Below are 16408 nucleotides of genomic sequence, written 5' to 3' on the forward strand. Positions count from 1 at the left end.
CCGACGGAGGTGGCGTGGATCTGAAGCCTAGACAACGATGGATCGCCATCGCCGGCGTCACGGTGCTGTCCGCGATCGCCGTGGCCGGCTTCGCCATCGCCATCTACGCCGCCTGGTTGTTCCACGACATGCCGGACGCCGGCGAGCTGCAGGACTATCGCCCCCCGACCGCCACGCGCGTCTACGCCTGGGACGGCACCCTGATCGGCGAATATTCCAAAGAGCGCCGGATCTTCGTGCCCTATGACCAGATCCCGCCGCAGCTGGCCCAGGCCTTCCTGGCCGCCGAGGACCACAACTTCTTCAAGCACGGCGGCGTCGACGTCGGCGGCTTCTCGCGGGCCATGCTCAACAATATCGGCAACGCCGCGCGCGGTCGACGCCTGGAGGGCGGCTCCACCATCACCCAGCAGGTGGCCAAGAACGTCCTGCTGACCAGTGACGCGACGGTCGGGCGCAAGTTCAAGGAAGCCATCCTGGCGCACCGCCTCGAGCAGTCGCTGGACAAGCAGCAGATCCTCGAGCTGTATCTGAACGAGATCTGGCTGGGCTATCGCTCGTACGGCGTCGGCGCGGCCGCCTACAACTATTTCGGCAAGTCGCTGCCGGAGCTGACCCTGGCCGAAAGCGCCTTCCTGGCGGCGCTGCCCAAGGGCCCGGACAACTATCATCCGATCCGCAACAAGGCGAAGGCCAAGGCCCGGCGCGACTGGATCCTGGGCCAGATGGCCGACCTGGGCTGGGTCAGCCAGGCCGACGCCAGGAAGGCGAAGGCCGAGGACCTCGTCGTCCAGCCGGCCCCCAAGCGCGCCGCCTATCGCGACGCCGACTATTTCGTCGAGGAAGTCCGCCAGCGGGGCGTCGCCACGCTCGGCCCACGCCTCAACGAAGGCGGCTATTACATGCGTACCACCCTGGATCCCAGGCTGCAGACGGCGGCGCGGGTGGCGCTGATGGAGGGTCTCGAGAAGTACGACCGTCGGCACGGCTGGCGCGGCGCCTGGGGCCATGTGGAAACCCTGGACGCCGACTGGGAAAGGCAGGCGCTGAAGAAGGCTCCGCCGTCGGAACGTCGCGGCTGGCGGCCGGCCATCGTCACCTCGGCCTCGGGCGGCGTCCGCCTGGCCAAGGGCGAGGGCGAGGGGACCATCGCCGGCGAGGACATGGCCTGGGCCAACGCCACCAAGGGCCTGAAGGTCGGCGACCTGGTGTTCGTGGAGAAGCCCGATGGCGCCGCCGCCTACCGCCTGCGCCAGATCCCGATCGTCAACGGCGCCCTGGTGGCCATGGAACCCTATAACGGTCGTGTCGTGGCCCTGGTCGGCGGCTACAGCTTCTCGCTGTCGAACTTCAACCGCGCGACCCAGGCGATGCGTCAGCCGGGGTCGGCGTTCAAGCCGTTCGTCTACGCCACGGCCCTGGAGAACGGCTACACGCCGGCCAGCGTGGTGGTCGACAGCGCCATCACCCTTAAGGGGGCCAATGGCCAGGACTGGAGCCCCGAGAACTATCACAAGAAGTTCTACGGGGCCTTGCCGCTGCGCAAGGGCCTGGAGCAATCGATCAACGCCATGACCGTGCGCCTGGCCCAGAGCGTCGGCATGAAGAAGATCGTCGAGACCGCCAAGAAGACCGGCGTCACGCGTGACATGGCGCCGGTCCTGGCCATGGCCCTGGGCGCGGGTGAGACCACGCCCTTCAAGCTGACCACGGCCTATACGCCGTTCGTCAACGGCGGTCGCCGGGTCGAGCCGCACCTGATCGAACTGGTGCAGGACCGCGAGGGCAAGGTGATCTTCCGCGCCGACAAGCGCGACTGCGTCCGCTGCAACGCCGGCTTCAACGGCGACGAGAGCCCCCGCATCCCGGCGCTCGGCGAGCAAGTGATGGACCCCATCACCGCCTACCAGATCACCTCGATGCTGCAGGGCGTGGTTCAGCGCGGCACCGCGGCCCAGGCCAGTTCGCTGGGCTATCCGCTGGCCGGCAAGACCGGCACGACCAACGAGTACCGCAGCGCCTGGTTCATGGGCTATTCGCCCAACCTGGTGGTCGGCGTGTTCATCGGCTTCGACGACAACCGCTCGCTGGGCGAGGGCGAAACGGGCGCGACCGGCCCGGTGCCCATCTTCATGGATTTCATGCGCGAGGCGCTGAAGGGCCAGCCGAAGACCGAATTCAAGGTCCCCGCCAACGCCAAGTTCGCCATGGTGCGGGGCATCCGCGAGGCCTTCCGTCCCGGCACCGAGCCCAAGGTCTTCGTGCCGACCGAGAGCAGCGGACCCCAGCCCTATGGCCAGGCGTGGCCCGACGGCCAGGTCGGACCGGCCCCGACCCAGGGCCCCGCCAAGCCGCCGCCCCAGGCGCCGGACATCAGCGGGCTCTACTAATCGTCGATCAATCCGCCCGGGGTCATTGCGCCGACTCCGGACGCGGGCTATGTCCCGCGCCCTTCAACACTGTCACGGAGTTACGTGATGAGACCGGATGTCGAGGCCTCAGCGGCTGACATCGAGCAGTCCGTGGGACTGCTCAGGAGGCGTCTTTGACTGGGATGCCGCCCTACGCAAGCTCGATGAGCTGAACGCCCGGGTCGAGGACCCGACCCTCTGGGATCGTCCGGCGGAGGCCCAGGCCGTCTCGCGCGAACGCGCTGGCCTGGCGGCTCGCGTCGAGGCCGTGCAGGTTCTCGAAAGCGGCCTGAAGGACGCGCTGGAATATGCCGAACTCGCTGACATGGAGGGCGACGAGGCCCTGCTGGAGGACGCCCGCGCCCAGCTGAAGGACCTGAAGGAGCGCGCCGGCCGGGCGGAGCTGGAGGCCCTGCTGTCCGGCGAGGCCGATGGCAACGACTGCTATGTCGAAATCAACTCCGGGGCGGGCGGCACCGAGTCCTGCGACTGGGCGGGCATGCTGCTGCGCATGTACAGCCGCTGGGCCAACGCCCATGGCATGAGCGTCGAGCTGGTCGAGGAGACCTCGGGCGACCAGGTCGGCATCAAGTCGGCGACGCTGCTGGTCAAGGGCACGAACGCCTATGGCTGGCTGAAGACCGAGGCCGGCGTCCACCGCCTGGTGCGCATCAGCCCCTATGACGCCGCCGCCAAGCGCCACACCAGCTTCGCATCGGCCTGGGTCTATCCCGTCGTCGACGACACGATCGAGATCGAGATCAATCCGTCGGACGTGCGCACCGACACCTACCGGGCCTCGGGCGCGGGCGGTCAGCACATCAACAAGACCGACTCGGCCGTGCGCCTGACGCACATCCCCACCGGTATAGCCGTGGCCTGCCAGGCGGGGCGCTCGCAGCACCAGAACCGCGAGGAAGCCTGGAAGATGCTGCGCGCCCGGCTCTACGAGGCCGAGCTGCAGAAGCGGGAAGCCGCCCAGCAGGCGCTGGAGGACCAGAAGACCGACATCGGCTGGGGGCACCAGATCCGCAGCTACGTCCTGCAGCCCTACCAGATGGTCAAGGACCTGCGGACCAATGTCGAGACGTCCGACACCCAGGGCGTTCTGGACGGCGACCTCGACCAGTTCATGGGCGCTTCGCTGGCCCAGCGCGTCGGGGCCACGCGAGACGCCCAGGCCTAGTTGGACGCCCGAAGAACAAAACGCCCCGGATCACTCCGGGGCGTTTTCTGTTTCTAGCCGGCCGGCTTGGCTTCCAGCATCGGCGGCGGCGCGGGCTGGGCAGGGGGCGGGGGCGGGCGCTGGAACTTCAGGCTGCGGCCCTGGAAGAACGCCCCGGTTTCCATCGCCAGCTGTTCGTGGGTGATGTCGCCGTCGACGTAGGAGGTGCCATAGAGGCGAACCTGCTTGGCGGTGATGGCGCCGACGATCCGGCCACGGACCTCGACCGCCTCGGCATAGACCGAACCCTCGACGTGACCGGTTTCGCCGATCGTCAGCCGGCCCACGCGAACGTCGCCGCGCACCACGCCGTCGATCTGCAGCTCCCCGTCGCCGGTAATGCCGCCTTCGATAGTGATGTCGGGGGAAACTAGGGAGGCCACCTTGGGCGGGGCCTTGCGAGCGGCGTCGGACGCGGCCGGCGCCATGGACATGGGCAGCGGCTCGATCTGGACCGAGCCCTTGGACGCCTTAGCTTGCTTGCTGAACATACTCACCAGCCTTCAAGAAGCGGTTCGGGTTCTGAGCCCGACCGTTGACCCATACTTCGTAGTGCAGATGCGGACCGGTCGAGCGGCCGGTCGAGCCCATGGCCGCGATGCGCTGGCCGATGGCCACGCGCTGGCCGACCCGGACCGAAGCAGCCTGCAGGTGGGCGTAGCGGGTCTTGAAGCCGTTGCCGTGATCGATCTCGACGACGTTGCCATAGCCCGAGCGCACGCCGACGAACGAGATCACGCCGGGCGCGGTGGCCATGATCGGCGTGTAGAACGCGCCGGGGAAGTCGAGGCCCGAATGGAAGGCCGGGCGATGGGTGAAGGGATCGAAGCGGACGCCATAGCTGCTGCTCAGCGCCGGATTGTTGGTCGGCCGGTAGAACGGCAGCTGCTGCGACGCGGCGCTCAGTTGGCGCATGTCCGACATGTCGGTGGCGGCGTGCTGGATCCGGCCGGCGAAATCCTCGTCGACGTCGAGCACGGCGGCCAGGGCCCGGGGGTCCTTGGCCTCGATCAGCGGGCCGCCCAGGGATGAGCCGCCATTGCGGCCAGTGAAGGCGCCGGCGTCCAGGCCGGCCATCCGCATGGCCAGGCGCAGGCGCTCGGCGCGGCTCTTGGCGAAGGTCTCGGCGGCGTCGATCAGGCGTTCCTGGTCCATGCGGGTGGCCTGGATGCGCTCGACCGGCGAGGCGCCCGGCACGTGCGGCTTGGCGACCTGAAGGGCCTGGGCGGCGCCGGGCACGCCCTTGAAGTCGCTGACCAGCAGGGCCAGGGCGGCGTGGCGCTTCTCGACCGAACTGGCCAGCTCGTCCAGCGAGCCGCTGCTGGCCGACAGCTGGGCCACGGCGCTGTTCAGACGGGCCTGGCGATCGGCGTTGAGGCGCTCGTAATAGGCCTTCTGCTTGATGACCATCTGGTCGGTGGAGCTGACCGACAGGGCGTTGACGATCATGGCGGCGGTGCAGACGCCCATCCACAGGGCCGCCGCGGCGACGCCGGTCGCGCACATCAGCTGCTTGCCGGTGGAGAAAACGTAGCCGCGCATCTCGCCGCCGGAGCGCACATAAAGGTGCCGCTCGGGGAAGAACTCTTCCAGGGATTGTCGGATTCGCTTGAAGCGCGTGATCGCCATCGCCCTAGGAAACCCCCGTTTTCAAGGTCCCGGCGATATGCAACGAGAAAGCAGATACGCGCAAGATACTTCGCGCCGAGCGTGAACGCAGCGCGACTTTTTGCCTTAGCGATTCAACCGATAAAAGGTTCCGTGCCCGATAGCCACCATCGGCGCGCGTCGCTGTTGCGATAGGCGCACGCCTGAGGCGGAGAAGCCACACCGCTATTTCGAGGCCCCGTCCTTGAGGGCGCGAGCGGCCGTCAGCACCGCCTTGATGTGGTTGGGCACCTTCACCTTGCGCCAGACGTTGCGGATCACGCCTTCGCGGTCGATCAGGAAGGTCGAGCGGTCGATGCCCATGTATTTGCGGCCGTACATGCTCTTCTCGACCCAGGCGCCGTAGGCCTCGACGGTCTCGCCGGTGGCGTCGGCGGCCAGCTCGACGGTCAGGTCGTGCTTCTTGCGGAACTTGGCGTGCGAGGCGGCGCTGTCCTTGGACACCCCGACGATCACCGCGCCCAGCTTGGCGAACTCCTCGACCTCGGACGAGAACTGTAGGGCCTGCGACGTGCAGCCGGCCGTGTCGTCCTTCGGATAGAAGTAGAGCACGACGTTCTTGCCCTTCAGGCCGGAAAGGCTGACGCGGCCGGTGTCGGTGGCCAGGTCGAAGTCGGGGGCCTTGTCGCCGGGTTGCAGCTCTTGCGTCATTGTCATGTCCTCAGCTTTGAACCGCTCATCCCGGCGAATGCCGGGACCCAGATGGATTGGTGGTGTGGCTGACGCCAAAAGCTCCGAGCCATTCCAGTCATACCCACCGCCATAGGATCTGGGTCCCGGCATTCGCCGGGATGAGCGGAAATTAGATAGGCTTCACCAGTACGATCTTCTTCTTGCCCTTCTGAACCTTGAAGGCCCCGAGCTCGGCAATGACTTGGTCGCGTTCATAGAAGTCGCCAACAGCAGGCTTGGCGTCGTTGATCTGGATGCCGCCACCGCCGATGAGGTCACGCGCTTCACGCATGGACGTCGCTAGACCGGCTTCCTTCACGAGCGCTTCGGCGGTCCGACGCGTCAGATCTCCTTCGGGCCCAGCCCAAACCAGCTCGATCGTCGGCAGCTCCGCGGAGGTTTGACCTTGTTCGAAAGCCTTTTCGGCAGTCTCCCGGGCCGACTTCGCAGCGTCCTCGCCGTGCGCCATCCGCGTGGCCTCGTCGGCCAGCACCTTCTTGGCCTCGTTGATCTGGGCGCCCGGCAGGGCTTCCAGTTCGGCGATGCGTTCCAGCGGCAGGTCGGTGAACAGCTTGAGGAACCGGCCGACGTCGGCGTCCTCGGTGTTGCGCCAGAACTGCCAGTAGTCGTACGGCGACAGCTGCTCGGCGTTCAGCCACACCGCGCCCGACATGGTCTTGCCCATCTTGGCGCCCGAGGCGGTGGCCAGCAGGGGGGTGGTCAGGCCGAAGGCGGCCTTCTGGTCGACGCGGCGGGTCAGCTCCACCCCGTTGAGGATGTTGCCCCACTGGTCCGAGCCGCCCATCTGCAGCACGCAGCCGTGCTTGCGGTTCAGCTCCAGGAAGTCGACCGCCTGCATCAGCATGTAGTTGAATTCCAGGAAGGTCATCGGCTGCTCGCGCTCGAGCCGCAGCTTGACCGAGTCGAAGGCCAGCATCCGGTTGACCGTGAAGTGCACGCCGTAGTCGCGCAGGAACTGGACGTAGCCGAACTGGCTCAGCCAGGCGTCGTTGTCGACCATGATGGCGTCGGTCGGGCCGTCGCCGAAGGCCAGGAACTTGGCGAACACCTGCTTGATGCCGGCGATGTTGGCGGCGATGTCGGCGTCGCTCAGCAGCTTGCGGCTCTCGTCCTTGCCGGTTGGGTCGCCGACCTTGGTCGTGCCGCCGCCCATCAGGACGATCGGCTTGTGGCCGGCCTGCTGCAGGCGGCGCAGCATCATGATCTGGATCAGGCTGCCGACGTGCAGGCTGGGGGCGGTGGCGTCGAAACCGATATAGGCGGTGACGATCCCGCCGGCGGCCGCCGCGTCCAGCTCTTCCGGATGGGTGATCTGATGGATGTAGCCGCGCGCCTGCAGGGTCTGGAGGAATTCCGACTTGAACGACGCGGGGGCGGACATGGCTCGACTCTCTAATTCGGGCGCCTGGGTTTCAGACGCATGGGCGTCTAGCACGGCGGGGGCGGTCTGTGGCGAGGGTTTCATCGGCGAGATCTCCTGGGAAATGATCCGGAGACGTTCGCTGGCCTGACGCGTCGCCGGTGGGGCGGGCGCATCGACGTGATCGGTCGGCCTCCCGCTAGGACAGCGGGCGGTAATAGGCGCGGGCGAGGCGGCTGTGATCGATCATGGGGCCTAGCTACCCGGCGCGGGCCATGGCAGTCAACCGAACCATGCGTATTCTGGGATTCATGACCGGCACCTCGCTCGACGCGGTCGACATGGCGGTGCTCGAGACCGACGGCGAAGCCATCCAGGCCTTCGGCCCGGCCGGCGAGCGCAAGCTGCGCGAGGAGACCCGCGACCTGCTGCTGGTGGCCACCGAAGTGGCCCGGGGCTGGCCGCGCGACAGGCCCGCGCCGGACATCTTCGAAGAGGCCGCCCAGGCGGTGGCCGACGAGCATTTCCACGCCGCCGAGAGCTTCCTGGCCGAGCACGGCCTGGCCTGGTCCGGCTTCGACCTGCTGGGCGTCCACGGCCAGACGGTGCTGCACGAGCGGCCGCATCCGGGCCGGATCGGCCGGACCGTGCAGCTTCTCGACGCCGAGCGGCTGGCCCGGGCCTGCGGGCGGCCGGTGGCGTTCGACTTCCGCACCGCCGACGTGGCGGCGGGCGGGCAGGGGGCGCCGCTGGCCCCGATCTATCACGCCGCCCGGGCCCAGGCCTCGAGCCTGCCGGCGCCGGTGGCGGCGCTGAACATCGGCGGGGTGGCCAACATCACCCTGATCGGTCCCGACGGCGATTTGCTGGCCTTCGACACCGGTCCGGGCAACGGCATGATCGACCTGATGCTGCAGGCCCGGGGGCTGGGACGGTTCGACGAGAACGGCCGGCTGGCGGCGGCCGGGGCCGTCGACCAGGCGGTGCTGGAGACGTTCCTGGCCAGCGACTATTTCTCCGGTCCAGCCCCCAAGTCTCTGGACCGCTACGACTTTCCGCTCGACCTGGTCGATCACCTGTCCTCCGAGGACGCCGCCGCCACCCTGGTGGCCTTCACCGCCGAGGCCGTCGTCAAGGCCTTCGAGCACGGCCAGCGCCCCCAGGCCCTGATCGTCTGCGGCGGCGGCCGCCACAATCCGCAGATCATGAAGGCCCTGGCCGACCGCGCGCCCGTGCCGGTCCGCACCGCCGAGGCCGTTGGCTGGCGCGGCGACGCCATCGAGGCCGAGGCCTTCGCCTTCCTGGCGGCCCGCACGGCGCGCGGCCTGCCGATCAGCTTCCCGGGCACGACCGGAGTGGCCGCGCCGATGACCGGCGGAAGGATCGTCAATCCTCCTCCCGTGGGGGAGGCGATCGCGTAGCGATCGGTGGGGGGAGGTTTGGGGTCGTCGATCCGGGTTGCGGCCATCCGCCGATCACTCCCCCCTCCGTCGGCTGCGCCGACACCTCCCCCACAGGGGGAGGATCTGATGGGCGCGGCCTCGCCCTCTCACGCGGAAACCGCTGAGGTTATGGAAAGGGTCGCGGAGCGCCGGACATCGTCCGGAGTGTTTGAGTTGTTACCGTTTCGACGAAGCCCAGATCGCTCCGCGCCATCGTTATCCGGAAGCCTGCGGCGCTGAGCCCTGTTCGGGCTTCGCCGCCTTGAAGCCTCCGACGGGCGGGCCGGGTCAACGACACCCGGTCCCGGACCGCGAGCCTGTCACCGCTCGCCTGCTGCTCAACCGGCCCTTACGTCACGTCGTATCTGTATAACAGGCCCGACCGGCACCAGAGACGAAAGGTTGGTCCTGTCCCCTACGCACGCGGACAACACCACCGACAGAGCTACCCGCTCGATCGCCCCCCGCCGCCGCATCGGTCGCTGGCCATGCGCCCTTTCCCGCGACGAGGTGAGATAAGGATAAGGGGAGTTTCAGCGCCGAGGACCGGTGACGCTCGCTTTTTCGCAGGACGTTGGAAGGGTTGAGGTTCTTCTCGGTGCCGACGAGGATCCAGCTGCGCCCATCCCCTAACCTCCGTCATTCCCGCCCTTGCGGCGGGAACCCCTGGTTCAGCTGACGGTGAAGCGCCATGGCGCGCCAGCGCGCCACCCCTCCGCACCTGCGGCGGACAGAGGGGGCCCGGGCACGAGGCCCGGGATGACGGCCGGAGGGGGGAGATTGTGGAACACGCCCCGCCACGCGCGTCCCCGCATCCTCAATGCAGCTTCAGCCGTCCCGCCACGCGCTGTTGCAGCAGGCGCGCCAGGGCCAGGACGATGGTCTTGGGCGTGCCCATGATCGCCCGGTGGTGGTCCAGGTGCAGCGAGATGTAGGCCCACTTGGCAATCAGGCCCTCGACGAAGAAGTTCGGCCCGCCCAGGCCGCCCATCAGCGCCCCGACCCCCTTGTTCTCGCCCAGCGACAGCAGCGAACCGAAGTCGCGATAGACGAACGGCGCCTCCACCCGGCGCTGGCCCAGGCGGGCGATCAGGGCCTTGGCCAGGTAGCTGGCCTGCTGGTGGGCGGCCTGGGCGCGGGCGGGGATGATCCGCCCCTCCTTGCCGGCCGTGCCGATCCAGGGGGCGGCGGCGCAGTCGCCCAGGGCCCAGGCGTCTGGCGCCGAGGTCTCCAGCCGCTCGTTGACCACGAACTGGTTGGTCCTGTTGATCTCCAGCCCGTAGCCGGCGTTGGTGGGAGCGGCCTTGACCCCGGCGGCCCAGACGATCAGGTCGGCCGGGATGTCGCCCTGGCTGGTCTCCAGCCGGTCGGCGTGGACGGCCACCACCTTGGCCCCGGTGCGGACCCGCACGCCCTTGCGCTCCAGGGCGAGCGTGGCCTGGTCGGAGATCTTCTCGGGCAGGCCGCCCAGGATGCGTGGCGCGGCCTCGACGATGGCGATGTCCAGGCGGAAGCGCTGCTCGCTGCCCAGGCTGCCCAGCAGTTCGCGATGGGCCTCGATCAGCTCGGCCGACAGCTCCACCCCCGTGGCCCCGCCGCCGACGATGGCCACGCTCATGCTCTTCTCGGTCGAGAACGAGGCCTTCATGAAGGCGGCCAGCAGGCGGGTGTGGAAGGCCTCGGCGTCCTCGGTGCGCTCCAGCAGGTGGGCCTGGTCGGCCCCGGGCGTGCCGAACAGGTTGGAGCCGCTGCCGATCGCCAGCACGCCCCAGCTGAAGGTCACCCCGCGTTCGGGGACCAGCACCTTGCCGCCTTCGCCCAGGATGGGTTTGAGGCTCAGGCGCTTGGCGACGGGGTCGAAGCTTTCCAGTTCGCCCAGCAGGAAGCTGAAATGGTTGGCGCGGCCCAGGATCGAATAGGACAGGCCCTCCTGGTGGGTGTCCAGCGTGCCGGCCGCCACCTCGTGCAGGGTCGGCTTCCAGATGTGGAAGCTGGAGCGGTCGATCAGCAGCACCCGCTCCTTGCCGGCCTTGGGGCCCAGCTTGCGTCCCAGCCGCGCCGCCAGCTCCAGCCCGCCGGCCCCGCCGCCGACGATAACGATGTCGTAGTGCATGCCCGCCATCCAGAAATTCCTCAGATGGTGAATATATAGAGGTGAAGGCGAGCCGTGTCAGGCCAGGTTGAGCTGCCAGGACACGTCGAACCGGTCGTTGACCCAGGCGAAGCGCCGGCTGAAGCCGTAGTCGCCCGGCGGCATCAGCTCGGCTCCGCCCTCGCCCAGGGCGGCGGCGAGCCGCGCGAACTCATCTTCGGACTGGCAATCGACGAACAGGGACGAGGCGGGCGTGAAGTCGAAGGCGTGCCTGACGAAGCTGTCGGAGCAGAAAACCTCCTGGCCGCCGATCCGGAATCGGGCGCGGATCACCGTGCCTTCGGGACCGGGGCCGCCGGGGCCGTAGCGCTCGACCTCGAGAACTTCGCCGTCGGCGAAGAGCGAGACGTAGAAGCTCATCGCCGCTTCGGCGTCCCGCGCCTGAAACATCAGGAACGGCCGTATGGTCTGGCTCACCGTCGTTCTCCCGGAACGCTGTTCCGCGTAGAATGACGGTGAGTTGTCCAGGACCGCAAGCCTTGTGGTACCGGTAACTCCCGGTTACCCAGGGCCAAGGCCTACGGGATCGGGTTCATTTCCAGGCGCTTGTCCAGATAGTCGCCGACGCTCTTCTCGACGCTGGGCAGGTGCTCGGCCCAGAAGTGGGTGGCCTTGTCGACGACCTCGTAGTCGATGACGATGCCCTTCTGGGTGCGCAGCTTGGAGACCACGCGCTCGACCTCGACCGGCGGCACGACGGTGTCGGCCGCGCCGGTCAGGATCAGGCCCGAGGCCGGGCAGGGGGCCAGGAAGCTGAAGTCGTACATGTTGGTCGGCGGCGACACCGAGATGAAGCCGTCGGTTTCCGGACGGCGCATCAGCAGCTGCATGCCGATATAGGCGCCGAAGCTGTAGCCGGCGACCCAGGTCTGGGCGGCGGCGGGGTTGTTGGACTGCAGCCAGTCCAGGGCCGTGGCCGCGTCGGCCAGCTCGCCGATGCCGCTGTCGAACTCGCCCTGGCTGCGGCCCACGCCGCGGAAGTTGAAGCGCAGGGTCGCGAAACCGCGCTTCATGAACAGGTGGTACAGCTGCACCGAGACCGGATGGTTCATGTGGCCGCCCGCCTTGGGGTGCGGGTGCAGGATCAGCGCGATCGGGGCGTTGTCGGTCTTGCCCGGGGAATAGCGGCCTTCGATACGGCCCGAAGCTCCGGTCAAAATCACGTCAGGCATTCAAGGTCCCTATCCAAAAAGGGGCGACGGGGCCGTCTCCTTCCGCCTCGCCCAAAGGGGGAAGAGGCGAAGGAATACTTGACCACTGCGCTTGGTCTTCCTAAATCCGCACCGCGCGCCTTGGTCTTTCGTCAGGGCCTCGGGCGCGAAGTCGCGGCTTGTAGCACACGCCTAAGCCGATGCGCGGGGAATCCGCAAGGAGATAAGGCGCATGCGCCTGAGCACCAAGGGACGCTACGCGGTCATGGCCATGACCGACCTGGCCCGCCGGCAGGACGAAGCGGAGGGCCGCGCCGTGGCCCTGGCCGAGATCGCCGCCCGCCAGCAGATCTCGCTGTCGTATCTGGAACAGCTCTTCGCCCGCCTGCGCCGCAAGGGGCTGGTGGTCAGCGCCCGCGGCCCCGGCGGCGGCTATCGCCTGGCCCGCGAGGCCCGCGACACCGCCATCGCCGACATCGTCCTGGCCGTGGACGAGCCCCTGCGGGCGACCCGCTGCGGCCTGTCCAAGACCGGCGTCGGCAAGGGCGCGCCCAAGGGCTGCATGGCCGGCGGCGCCCAGTGCCTGACCCACGACCTGTGGGAAGAGATGGGCCGCCAGATCCACGGCTACCTGGCCAGCGTGTCGGTGGCCGACGTGCTGGACGGCAAGCTCAAGGAGCGGGCCCGGAAGGCCAAGGACAAGGACAAGCTGGGGGACAAGGCAGGGGAGATGGCGGCGGCGTGACCAGGCCCACGATCTATCTCGACTACAACGCCACCGCCCCGATCCGTCCCGAGGCGCGGGAGGCGGTGCTGCGCGCCTTCGAGGTCGCCGGCAACCCCTCCTCGGTGCACGCCAGCGGCCGGGCCGCCCGCGACATCGTCGAGACCGCCCGCGCCCAGGTCGCCGCCCTGGTCGGGGTCGTGGCCGGCTCGGTCACCTTCGTCAGCGGCGGCACGGAAGCCAACGCCCTGGCCATCGGCAGCGCCGCCTTCGCCGGCTTCAACCGCATCATCGTCAGCGAGGGCGAGCACGACGCCGTGCTGGAGACCGCCGCCGCCTCGAGCCTGCAGGTCCTGAAGATGCCGCTCGACACCGACGGCGTCGCTCGGCTGGACTGGCTGGAGGAGGCCCTGGACGACGAGGGCCGGGCCCTGGTCTGCCTGATGCTGGCCAACAACGAGACCGGCGTGATCCAGCCGGTGGCGGAAGCCGCCGCCCTGGTCCGCGCCGCCGACGGCTGGCTGCACGTCGACGCCGTCCAGGCCGCCGGCAAGATCGCCATCGACTTTTCCGCCCTGGGCGCCGACACCCTGGCGCTGTCGGCCCACAAGCTGGGCGGGCCGCAGGGCGTCGGGGCGCTGGTCGCCGGCACGCGCGCCACGATCGTGCGCCAGCAGCACGGCGGCGGCCAGGAGCGCGGCCGCCGGGCCGGCACCGAGAACGTCGCCGGGATCGCCGGCTTCGGCGCGGCGGCGCAAGCGTCGGCTCGCGACTTGCCCGCGATGGCCAATCAGGGCACATGGCGCGACGCCTTGGCCGAACGGGTCAAGGCCGCTGGCGCGGTCGTGCTCGGGGAGGGCGCGCAACGCCTGCCTCAAACCCTGTGTTTGGCGGCCGAGGGCTTCGCCTCGCAGATCCAGGTGATGAGCCTGGACCTGGCCGGGGTGATGGTCAGCGCCGGCAGCGCCTGCTCGTCGGGCAAGGTCAAGGCCAGCCGCGTGGTGGACGCCATGGGCCGGGCGGACCTGGCCCCGTTCGCACTGCGCGTCAGCGGCGGCTGGGCCTCGAGCGAGCAAGACTGGATTTCCTGCGGCGACGCCTGGCTCGCCGCCTATTCGCGTATCGGCGCCCGGCGCCGGGAGGTGGCGTAGTGGCCGCGGTCAAAGAGACCATTGATACCGTCGCGTCGCTCGAGAAGTACGAGCACGGCTTCACGACCGATATCGAGCAGGAGTTCGCCCCCAAGGGCCTCTCCGAGGACATCGTGCGCTTCATCTCCGAGAAGAAGAACGAGCCCCAGTGGATGCTGGACTGGCGGCTGGAGGCCTATCGCCGCTGGCTGGAGCTGGAGGAGCCCACCTGGGCCAATGTCGACTTCCCCAAGATCGACTACCAGGACAGCTATTACTACGCCGCCCCCTCGACCAAGGCCGGGCCCAAGAGCCTGGACGAGGTGGATCCCGAGATCCTGGCCGTCTACGAGAAGCTGGGCATCCCGCTGAAGGAGCAGGCCGTGCTGGCCGGCGTCGAGGGCGCGCCGCGCTACGCCGTGGACGCGGTGTTCGACAGCGTCAGCGTGGTCACCACCTTCAAGAAGGAGCTGGCGGCGGTCGGGGTGATCTTCTGCTCGATGAGCGAGGCGATCCGCGAGCACCCGGAACTGGTCAGGCAGTACCTCGGCTCGGTCGTGCCCACCTCGGACAACTATTTCGCCTGCCTCAACAGCGCGGTCTTCAGCGATGGCTCGTTCGTCTACATCCCGCCGGGCGTGCGCTGCCCGATGGAGTTGTCGACCTATTTCCGCATCAACGCCAAGGACAGCGGCCAGTTCGAGCGCACCCTGATCATCGCCGACAAGGGCGCCTACTGCTCGTACCTGGAGGGCTGCACGGCCCCGATGCGCGACGAGAACCAGTTGCACGCCGCCGTGGTCGAGCTGGTGCTGCTGGACGACGCCGAGATCAAGTATTCCACCGTCCAGAACTGGTATCCGGGCGATCCGGAGACGGGGAAGGGCGGCATCTACAACTTCGTCACCAAGCGCGCCGACTGCCGCGGCGACCGCTCCAAGGTGTCATGGACCCAGGTCGAGACCGGCTCGGCCATCACCTGGAAGTATCCGTCCTGCGTGCTGCGCGGCGAGGGCAGCTCGGGCGAGTTCTACTCGATCGCCGTGACCAACGGCCACCAGCAGGCCGACACCGGCACCAAGATGATCCACCTGGGCGCCAACACCCGCTCGCGGATCGTCGCCAAGGGCATCAGCGCCGGCAAGTCGACCAGCACCTATCGCGGCCTGGTCTCGGCCCACCCGAAAGCCAAGGGCGCGCGCAACTTCACCCAGTGCGACAGCCTGCTGATCGGCAAGACCTGCGCCGCCCACACCGTCCCGTACATCGAGGCCCGCAACGGCCACAGCGTGTTCGAGCACGAGGCCACGACGACCCGCCTGTCGGACGACCAGCTGTTCTACTGCCAGCAGCGCGGGCTTTCGCAGGAAGAGGCCGTGGCCCTGCTGGTCAACGGCTTCGTCAAGGACGTGCTGCAGCAGCTGCCGATGGAATTCGCCGTCGAGGCCCAGAAGCTGGTGGCGATCTCGCTGGAAGGCTCGGTGGGATGACGACACATGCCTCCTTCCTTCTCCCCTTGCGGGAGAAGGTGTCGGCGAAGCCGACGGATGAGGGGTCTCGCCGACCTTTCCGCCGTTCGCGGTTGAGCCGACTTTCAACCCCTCATCCGACCCGCTACGCGGGCCACCTTCTCCCGCAAGGGGAGAAGGAGATCATGAAGTGACTTCGATGCTCTCCATCCAGAACCTTCACGCCACCGTCGGCGACAAGCCGATCCTCAAGGGCGTCACGCTCGACGTGCCGGCGGGCGAAGTGCACGCCATCATGGGGCCGAACGGGGCGGGCAAGTCGACCCTATCCTACGTGCTGAGCGGCCGGGGCGGCTATGAGGTCACGCAAGGCTCGGCCACGCTGAACGGCGAGGACCTGCTGGCGCTGGAGCCCAACGAGCGGGCCGCCAAGGGCGTGTTCCTGTCGTTCCAGTATCCGCTGGAGATCCCGGGCGTGCCGGCCCTGACCTTCATCCGTACGGCGCTGAACGCCCAGCGCCGTGCGCGCGGCGAGGACGAGATCGCCGCCCCGGCCTTCCTGAAGCTGGCCAAGGAAAAGGCCGCGGCGCTGAAGATCGACTTCGACATGCTCAAGCGCGGCCTGAACGTCGGCTTTTCGGGCGGCGAGAAGAAGCGGATGGAAATCCTGCAGATGGCGATGCTGTCGCCGAAGTTCCTGATCCTGGACGAGACGGATTCGGGCCTGGACATCGACGCCCTGAAGATCGTCTCGGAAGGCGTCAACGCTCTGCGCGCCCCCGACCGCGGCATGCTGGTCATCACCCACTACCAGCGCCTGCTGGACTACATCAAACCCGACCGCGTCCACGTGCTGGCCGCCGGCCGCATCGTCGCCTCGGGCGGCCCGGAGCTGGCGCTGCAGCTCGAGGCCGAGGGGTATGACAAGTACACGGTGGCGGCGTGATGGCGGTCGCACGGCATAGATCCTCCCCCTCTGGGGG

At 68.4% G+C, this 16408-nt stretch carries 14 protein-coding genes and 1 pseudogene; 8 read left to right on the forward strand and 7 right to left on the reverse strand.

Annotation, left to right across the window (positions count from 1 at the left end; genetic code table 11):
* Positions 1-14: 14 nt before the first annotated feature.
* Together AC07NX_RS16375 and prfB are read left to right on the forward strand one after the other, a co-directional pair.
* Entirely contained in the window at positions 15-2390 is a 2376-nt protein-coding gene (locus AC07NX_RS16375; RefSeq protein WP_494643216.1) for a penicillin-binding protein 1A, read from the forward strand.
* 87 nt (positions 2391-2477) lie between these two features.
* A protein-coding gene (gene prfB / locus AC07NX_RS16380; protein WP_494643217.1) for a peptide chain release factor 2 occupies positions 2478-3597 on the forward strand; the annotation gives its coding sequence in 2 pieces (ribosomal slippage) (positions 2478-2546 and positions 2548-3597; 1119 coding nt in all).
* 53 nt (positions 3598-3650) lie between these two features.
* Here the strand turns inward: prfB and AC07NX_RS16385 are convergent.
* The 4 genes from AC07NX_RS16385 to tyrS form a co-directional block, all read right to left on the reverse strand.
* Positions 3651-4127, reverse strand: coding sequence for a bactofilin family protein (locus tag AC07NX_RS16385; protein WP_494643219.1), 477 nt, complete (start codon positions 4125-4127; stop codon positions 3651-3653).
* On the reverse strand, positions 4108-5265 hold the full coding sequence (locus AC07NX_RS16390) for a M23 family metallopeptidase (protein ID WP_494643220.1): 1158 nt from the start codon (positions 5263-5265) through the stop codon (positions 4108-4110). Before AC07NX_RS16390 ends, AC07NX_RS16385 begins: the two co-directional genes overlap by 20 nt.
* Before the next feature lie 204 nt (positions 5266-5469).
* Entirely contained in the window at positions 5470-5955 is a 486-nt protein-coding gene (locus tag AC07NX_RS16395; RefSeq protein ID WP_494643221.1) for a peroxiredoxin, read from the reverse strand.
* Between the two features lie 151 nt (positions 5956-6106).
* Positions 6107-7462 (reverse strand): tyrosine--tRNA ligase, encoded by a 1356-nt coding sequence (gene tyrS, locus AC07NX_RS16400; protein WP_494643222.1) that lies wholly within the window; start codon positions 7460-7462, stop codon positions 6107-6109.
* 188 nt (positions 7463-7650) lie between these two features.
* Between tyrS and AC07NX_RS16405 the strand changes: the two genes are divergently transcribed.
* The gene (locus AC07NX_RS16405; RefSeq protein ID WP_494643224.1) at positions 7651-8778 is read left to right on the forward strand and encodes an anhydro-N-acetylmuramic acid kinase; all 1128 of its coding nucleotides are present in this window, start codon (positions 7651-7653) and stop codon (positions 8776-8778) included.
* An 838-nt stretch (positions 8779-9616) separates the two neighbouring features.
* Here the strand turns inward: AC07NX_RS16405 and AC07NX_RS16410 are convergent.
* From AC07NX_RS16410 to AC07NX_RS16420, 3 genes are all read right to left on the reverse strand, one after another.
* Positions 9617-10912: an NAD(P)/FAD-dependent oxidoreductase gene (locus AC07NX_RS16410; protein ID WP_494643225.1), complete on the reverse strand. Its 1296-nt coding sequence runs from the start codon at positions 10910-10912 to the stop codon at positions 9617-9619.
* A 57-nt stretch (positions 10913-10969) separates the two neighbouring features.
* Positions 10970-11368, reverse strand: coding sequence for a VOC family protein (locus AC07NX_RS16415; protein WP_494643227.1), 399 nt, complete (start codon positions 11366-11368; stop codon positions 10970-10972).
* A 101-nt stretch (positions 11369-11469) separates the two neighbouring features.
* Positions 11470-12123: an alpha/beta hydrolase gene (locus AC07NX_RS16420; RefSeq protein WP_035076568.1), complete on the reverse strand. Its 654-nt coding sequence runs from the start codon at positions 12121-12123 to the stop codon at positions 11470-11472.
* Positions 12124-12334: 211 nt separating this feature from the next.
* Between AC07NX_RS16420 and AC07NX_RS16425 the strand changes: the two genes are divergently transcribed.
* From AC07NX_RS16425 to sufC, 5 genes and pseudogenes are all read left to right on the forward strand, one after another.
* Entirely contained in the window at positions 12335-12847 is a 513-nt protein-coding gene (locus AC07NX_RS16425) for an Rrf2 family transcriptional regulator (RefSeq protein ID WP_494643228.1), read from the forward strand.
* Positions 12844-13977 (forward strand): cysteine desulfurase family protein, encoded by a 1134-nt coding sequence (locus AC07NX_RS16430; RefSeq protein WP_494643230.1) that lies wholly within the window; start codon positions 12844-12846, stop codon positions 13975-13977. Before AC07NX_RS16425 ends, AC07NX_RS16430 begins: the two co-directional genes overlap by 4 nt.
* Positions 13977-15446: a Fe-S cluster assembly protein SufB gene (gene sufB / locus AC07NX_RS16435; RefSeq protein WP_035076565.1), complete on the forward strand. Its 1470-nt coding sequence runs from the start codon at positions 13977-13979 to the stop codon at positions 15444-15446. Before AC07NX_RS16430 ends, sufB begins: the two co-directional genes overlap by 1 nt.
* A pseudogene (locus tag AC07NX_RS16440) lies at positions 15443-15606 on the forward strand (hypothetical protein); the annotation flags it as partial. The gene sufB and the pseudogene AC07NX_RS16440, both read left to right, overlap by 4 nt.
* 18 nt (positions 15607-15624) lie before the next feature.
* Positions 15625-16371, forward strand: a complete 747-nt coding sequence (sufC, locus tag AC07NX_RS16445; protein WP_494643232.1) for a Fe-S cluster assembly ATPase SufC — start codon at positions 15625-15627, stop codon at positions 16369-16371.
* Positions 16372-16408: the final 37 nt, after the last annotated feature.

The organism is Caulobacter sp. GW821-FHT09A05 (assembly GCF_059418465.1).

Excerpts from the sequence above, each read along its gene's own strand:
- AC07NX_RS16395 (WP_494643221.1), bottom strand. The coding sequence starts at position 5,955 with ATGACGCAAGAGCTGCAACCCGGCGACAAGGCCCCCGACTTCGACCTG.
- AC07NX_RS16385 (WP_494643219.1), bottom strand. The coding sequence starts at position 4,127 with ATGTTCAGCAAGCAAGCTAAGGCGTCCAAGGGCTCGGTCCAGATCGAG.
- AC07NX_RS16390 (WP_494643220.1), bottom strand. The coding sequence starts at position 5,265 with ATGGCGATCACGCGCTTCAAGCGAATCCGACAATCCCTGGAAGAGTTC.
- AC07NX_RS16405 (WP_494643224.1), top strand. The coding sequence starts at position 7,651 with ATGCGTATTCTGGGATTCATGACCGGCACCTCGCTCGACGCGGTCGAC.
- AC07NX_RS16410 (WP_494643225.1), bottom strand. The coding sequence starts at position 10,912 with ATGCACTACGACATCGTTATCGTCGGCGGCGGGGCCGGCGGGCTGGAG.
- tyrS (WP_494643222.1), bottom strand. The coding sequence starts at position 7,462 with ATGAAACCCTCGCCACAGACCGCCCCCGCCGTGCTAGACGCCCATGCG.
- AC07NX_RS16420 (WP_035076568.1), bottom strand. The coding sequence starts at position 12,123 with ATGCCTGACGTGATTTTGACCGGAGCTTCGGGCCGTATCGAAGGCCGC.
- sufC (WP_494643232.1), top strand. The coding sequence starts at position 15,625 with ATGCTCTCCATCCAGAACCTTCACGCCACCGTCGGCGACAAGCCGATC.
- AC07NX_RS16425 (WP_494643228.1), top strand. The coding sequence starts at position 12,335 with ATGCGCCTGAGCACCAAGGGACGCTACGCGGTCATGGCCATGACCGAC.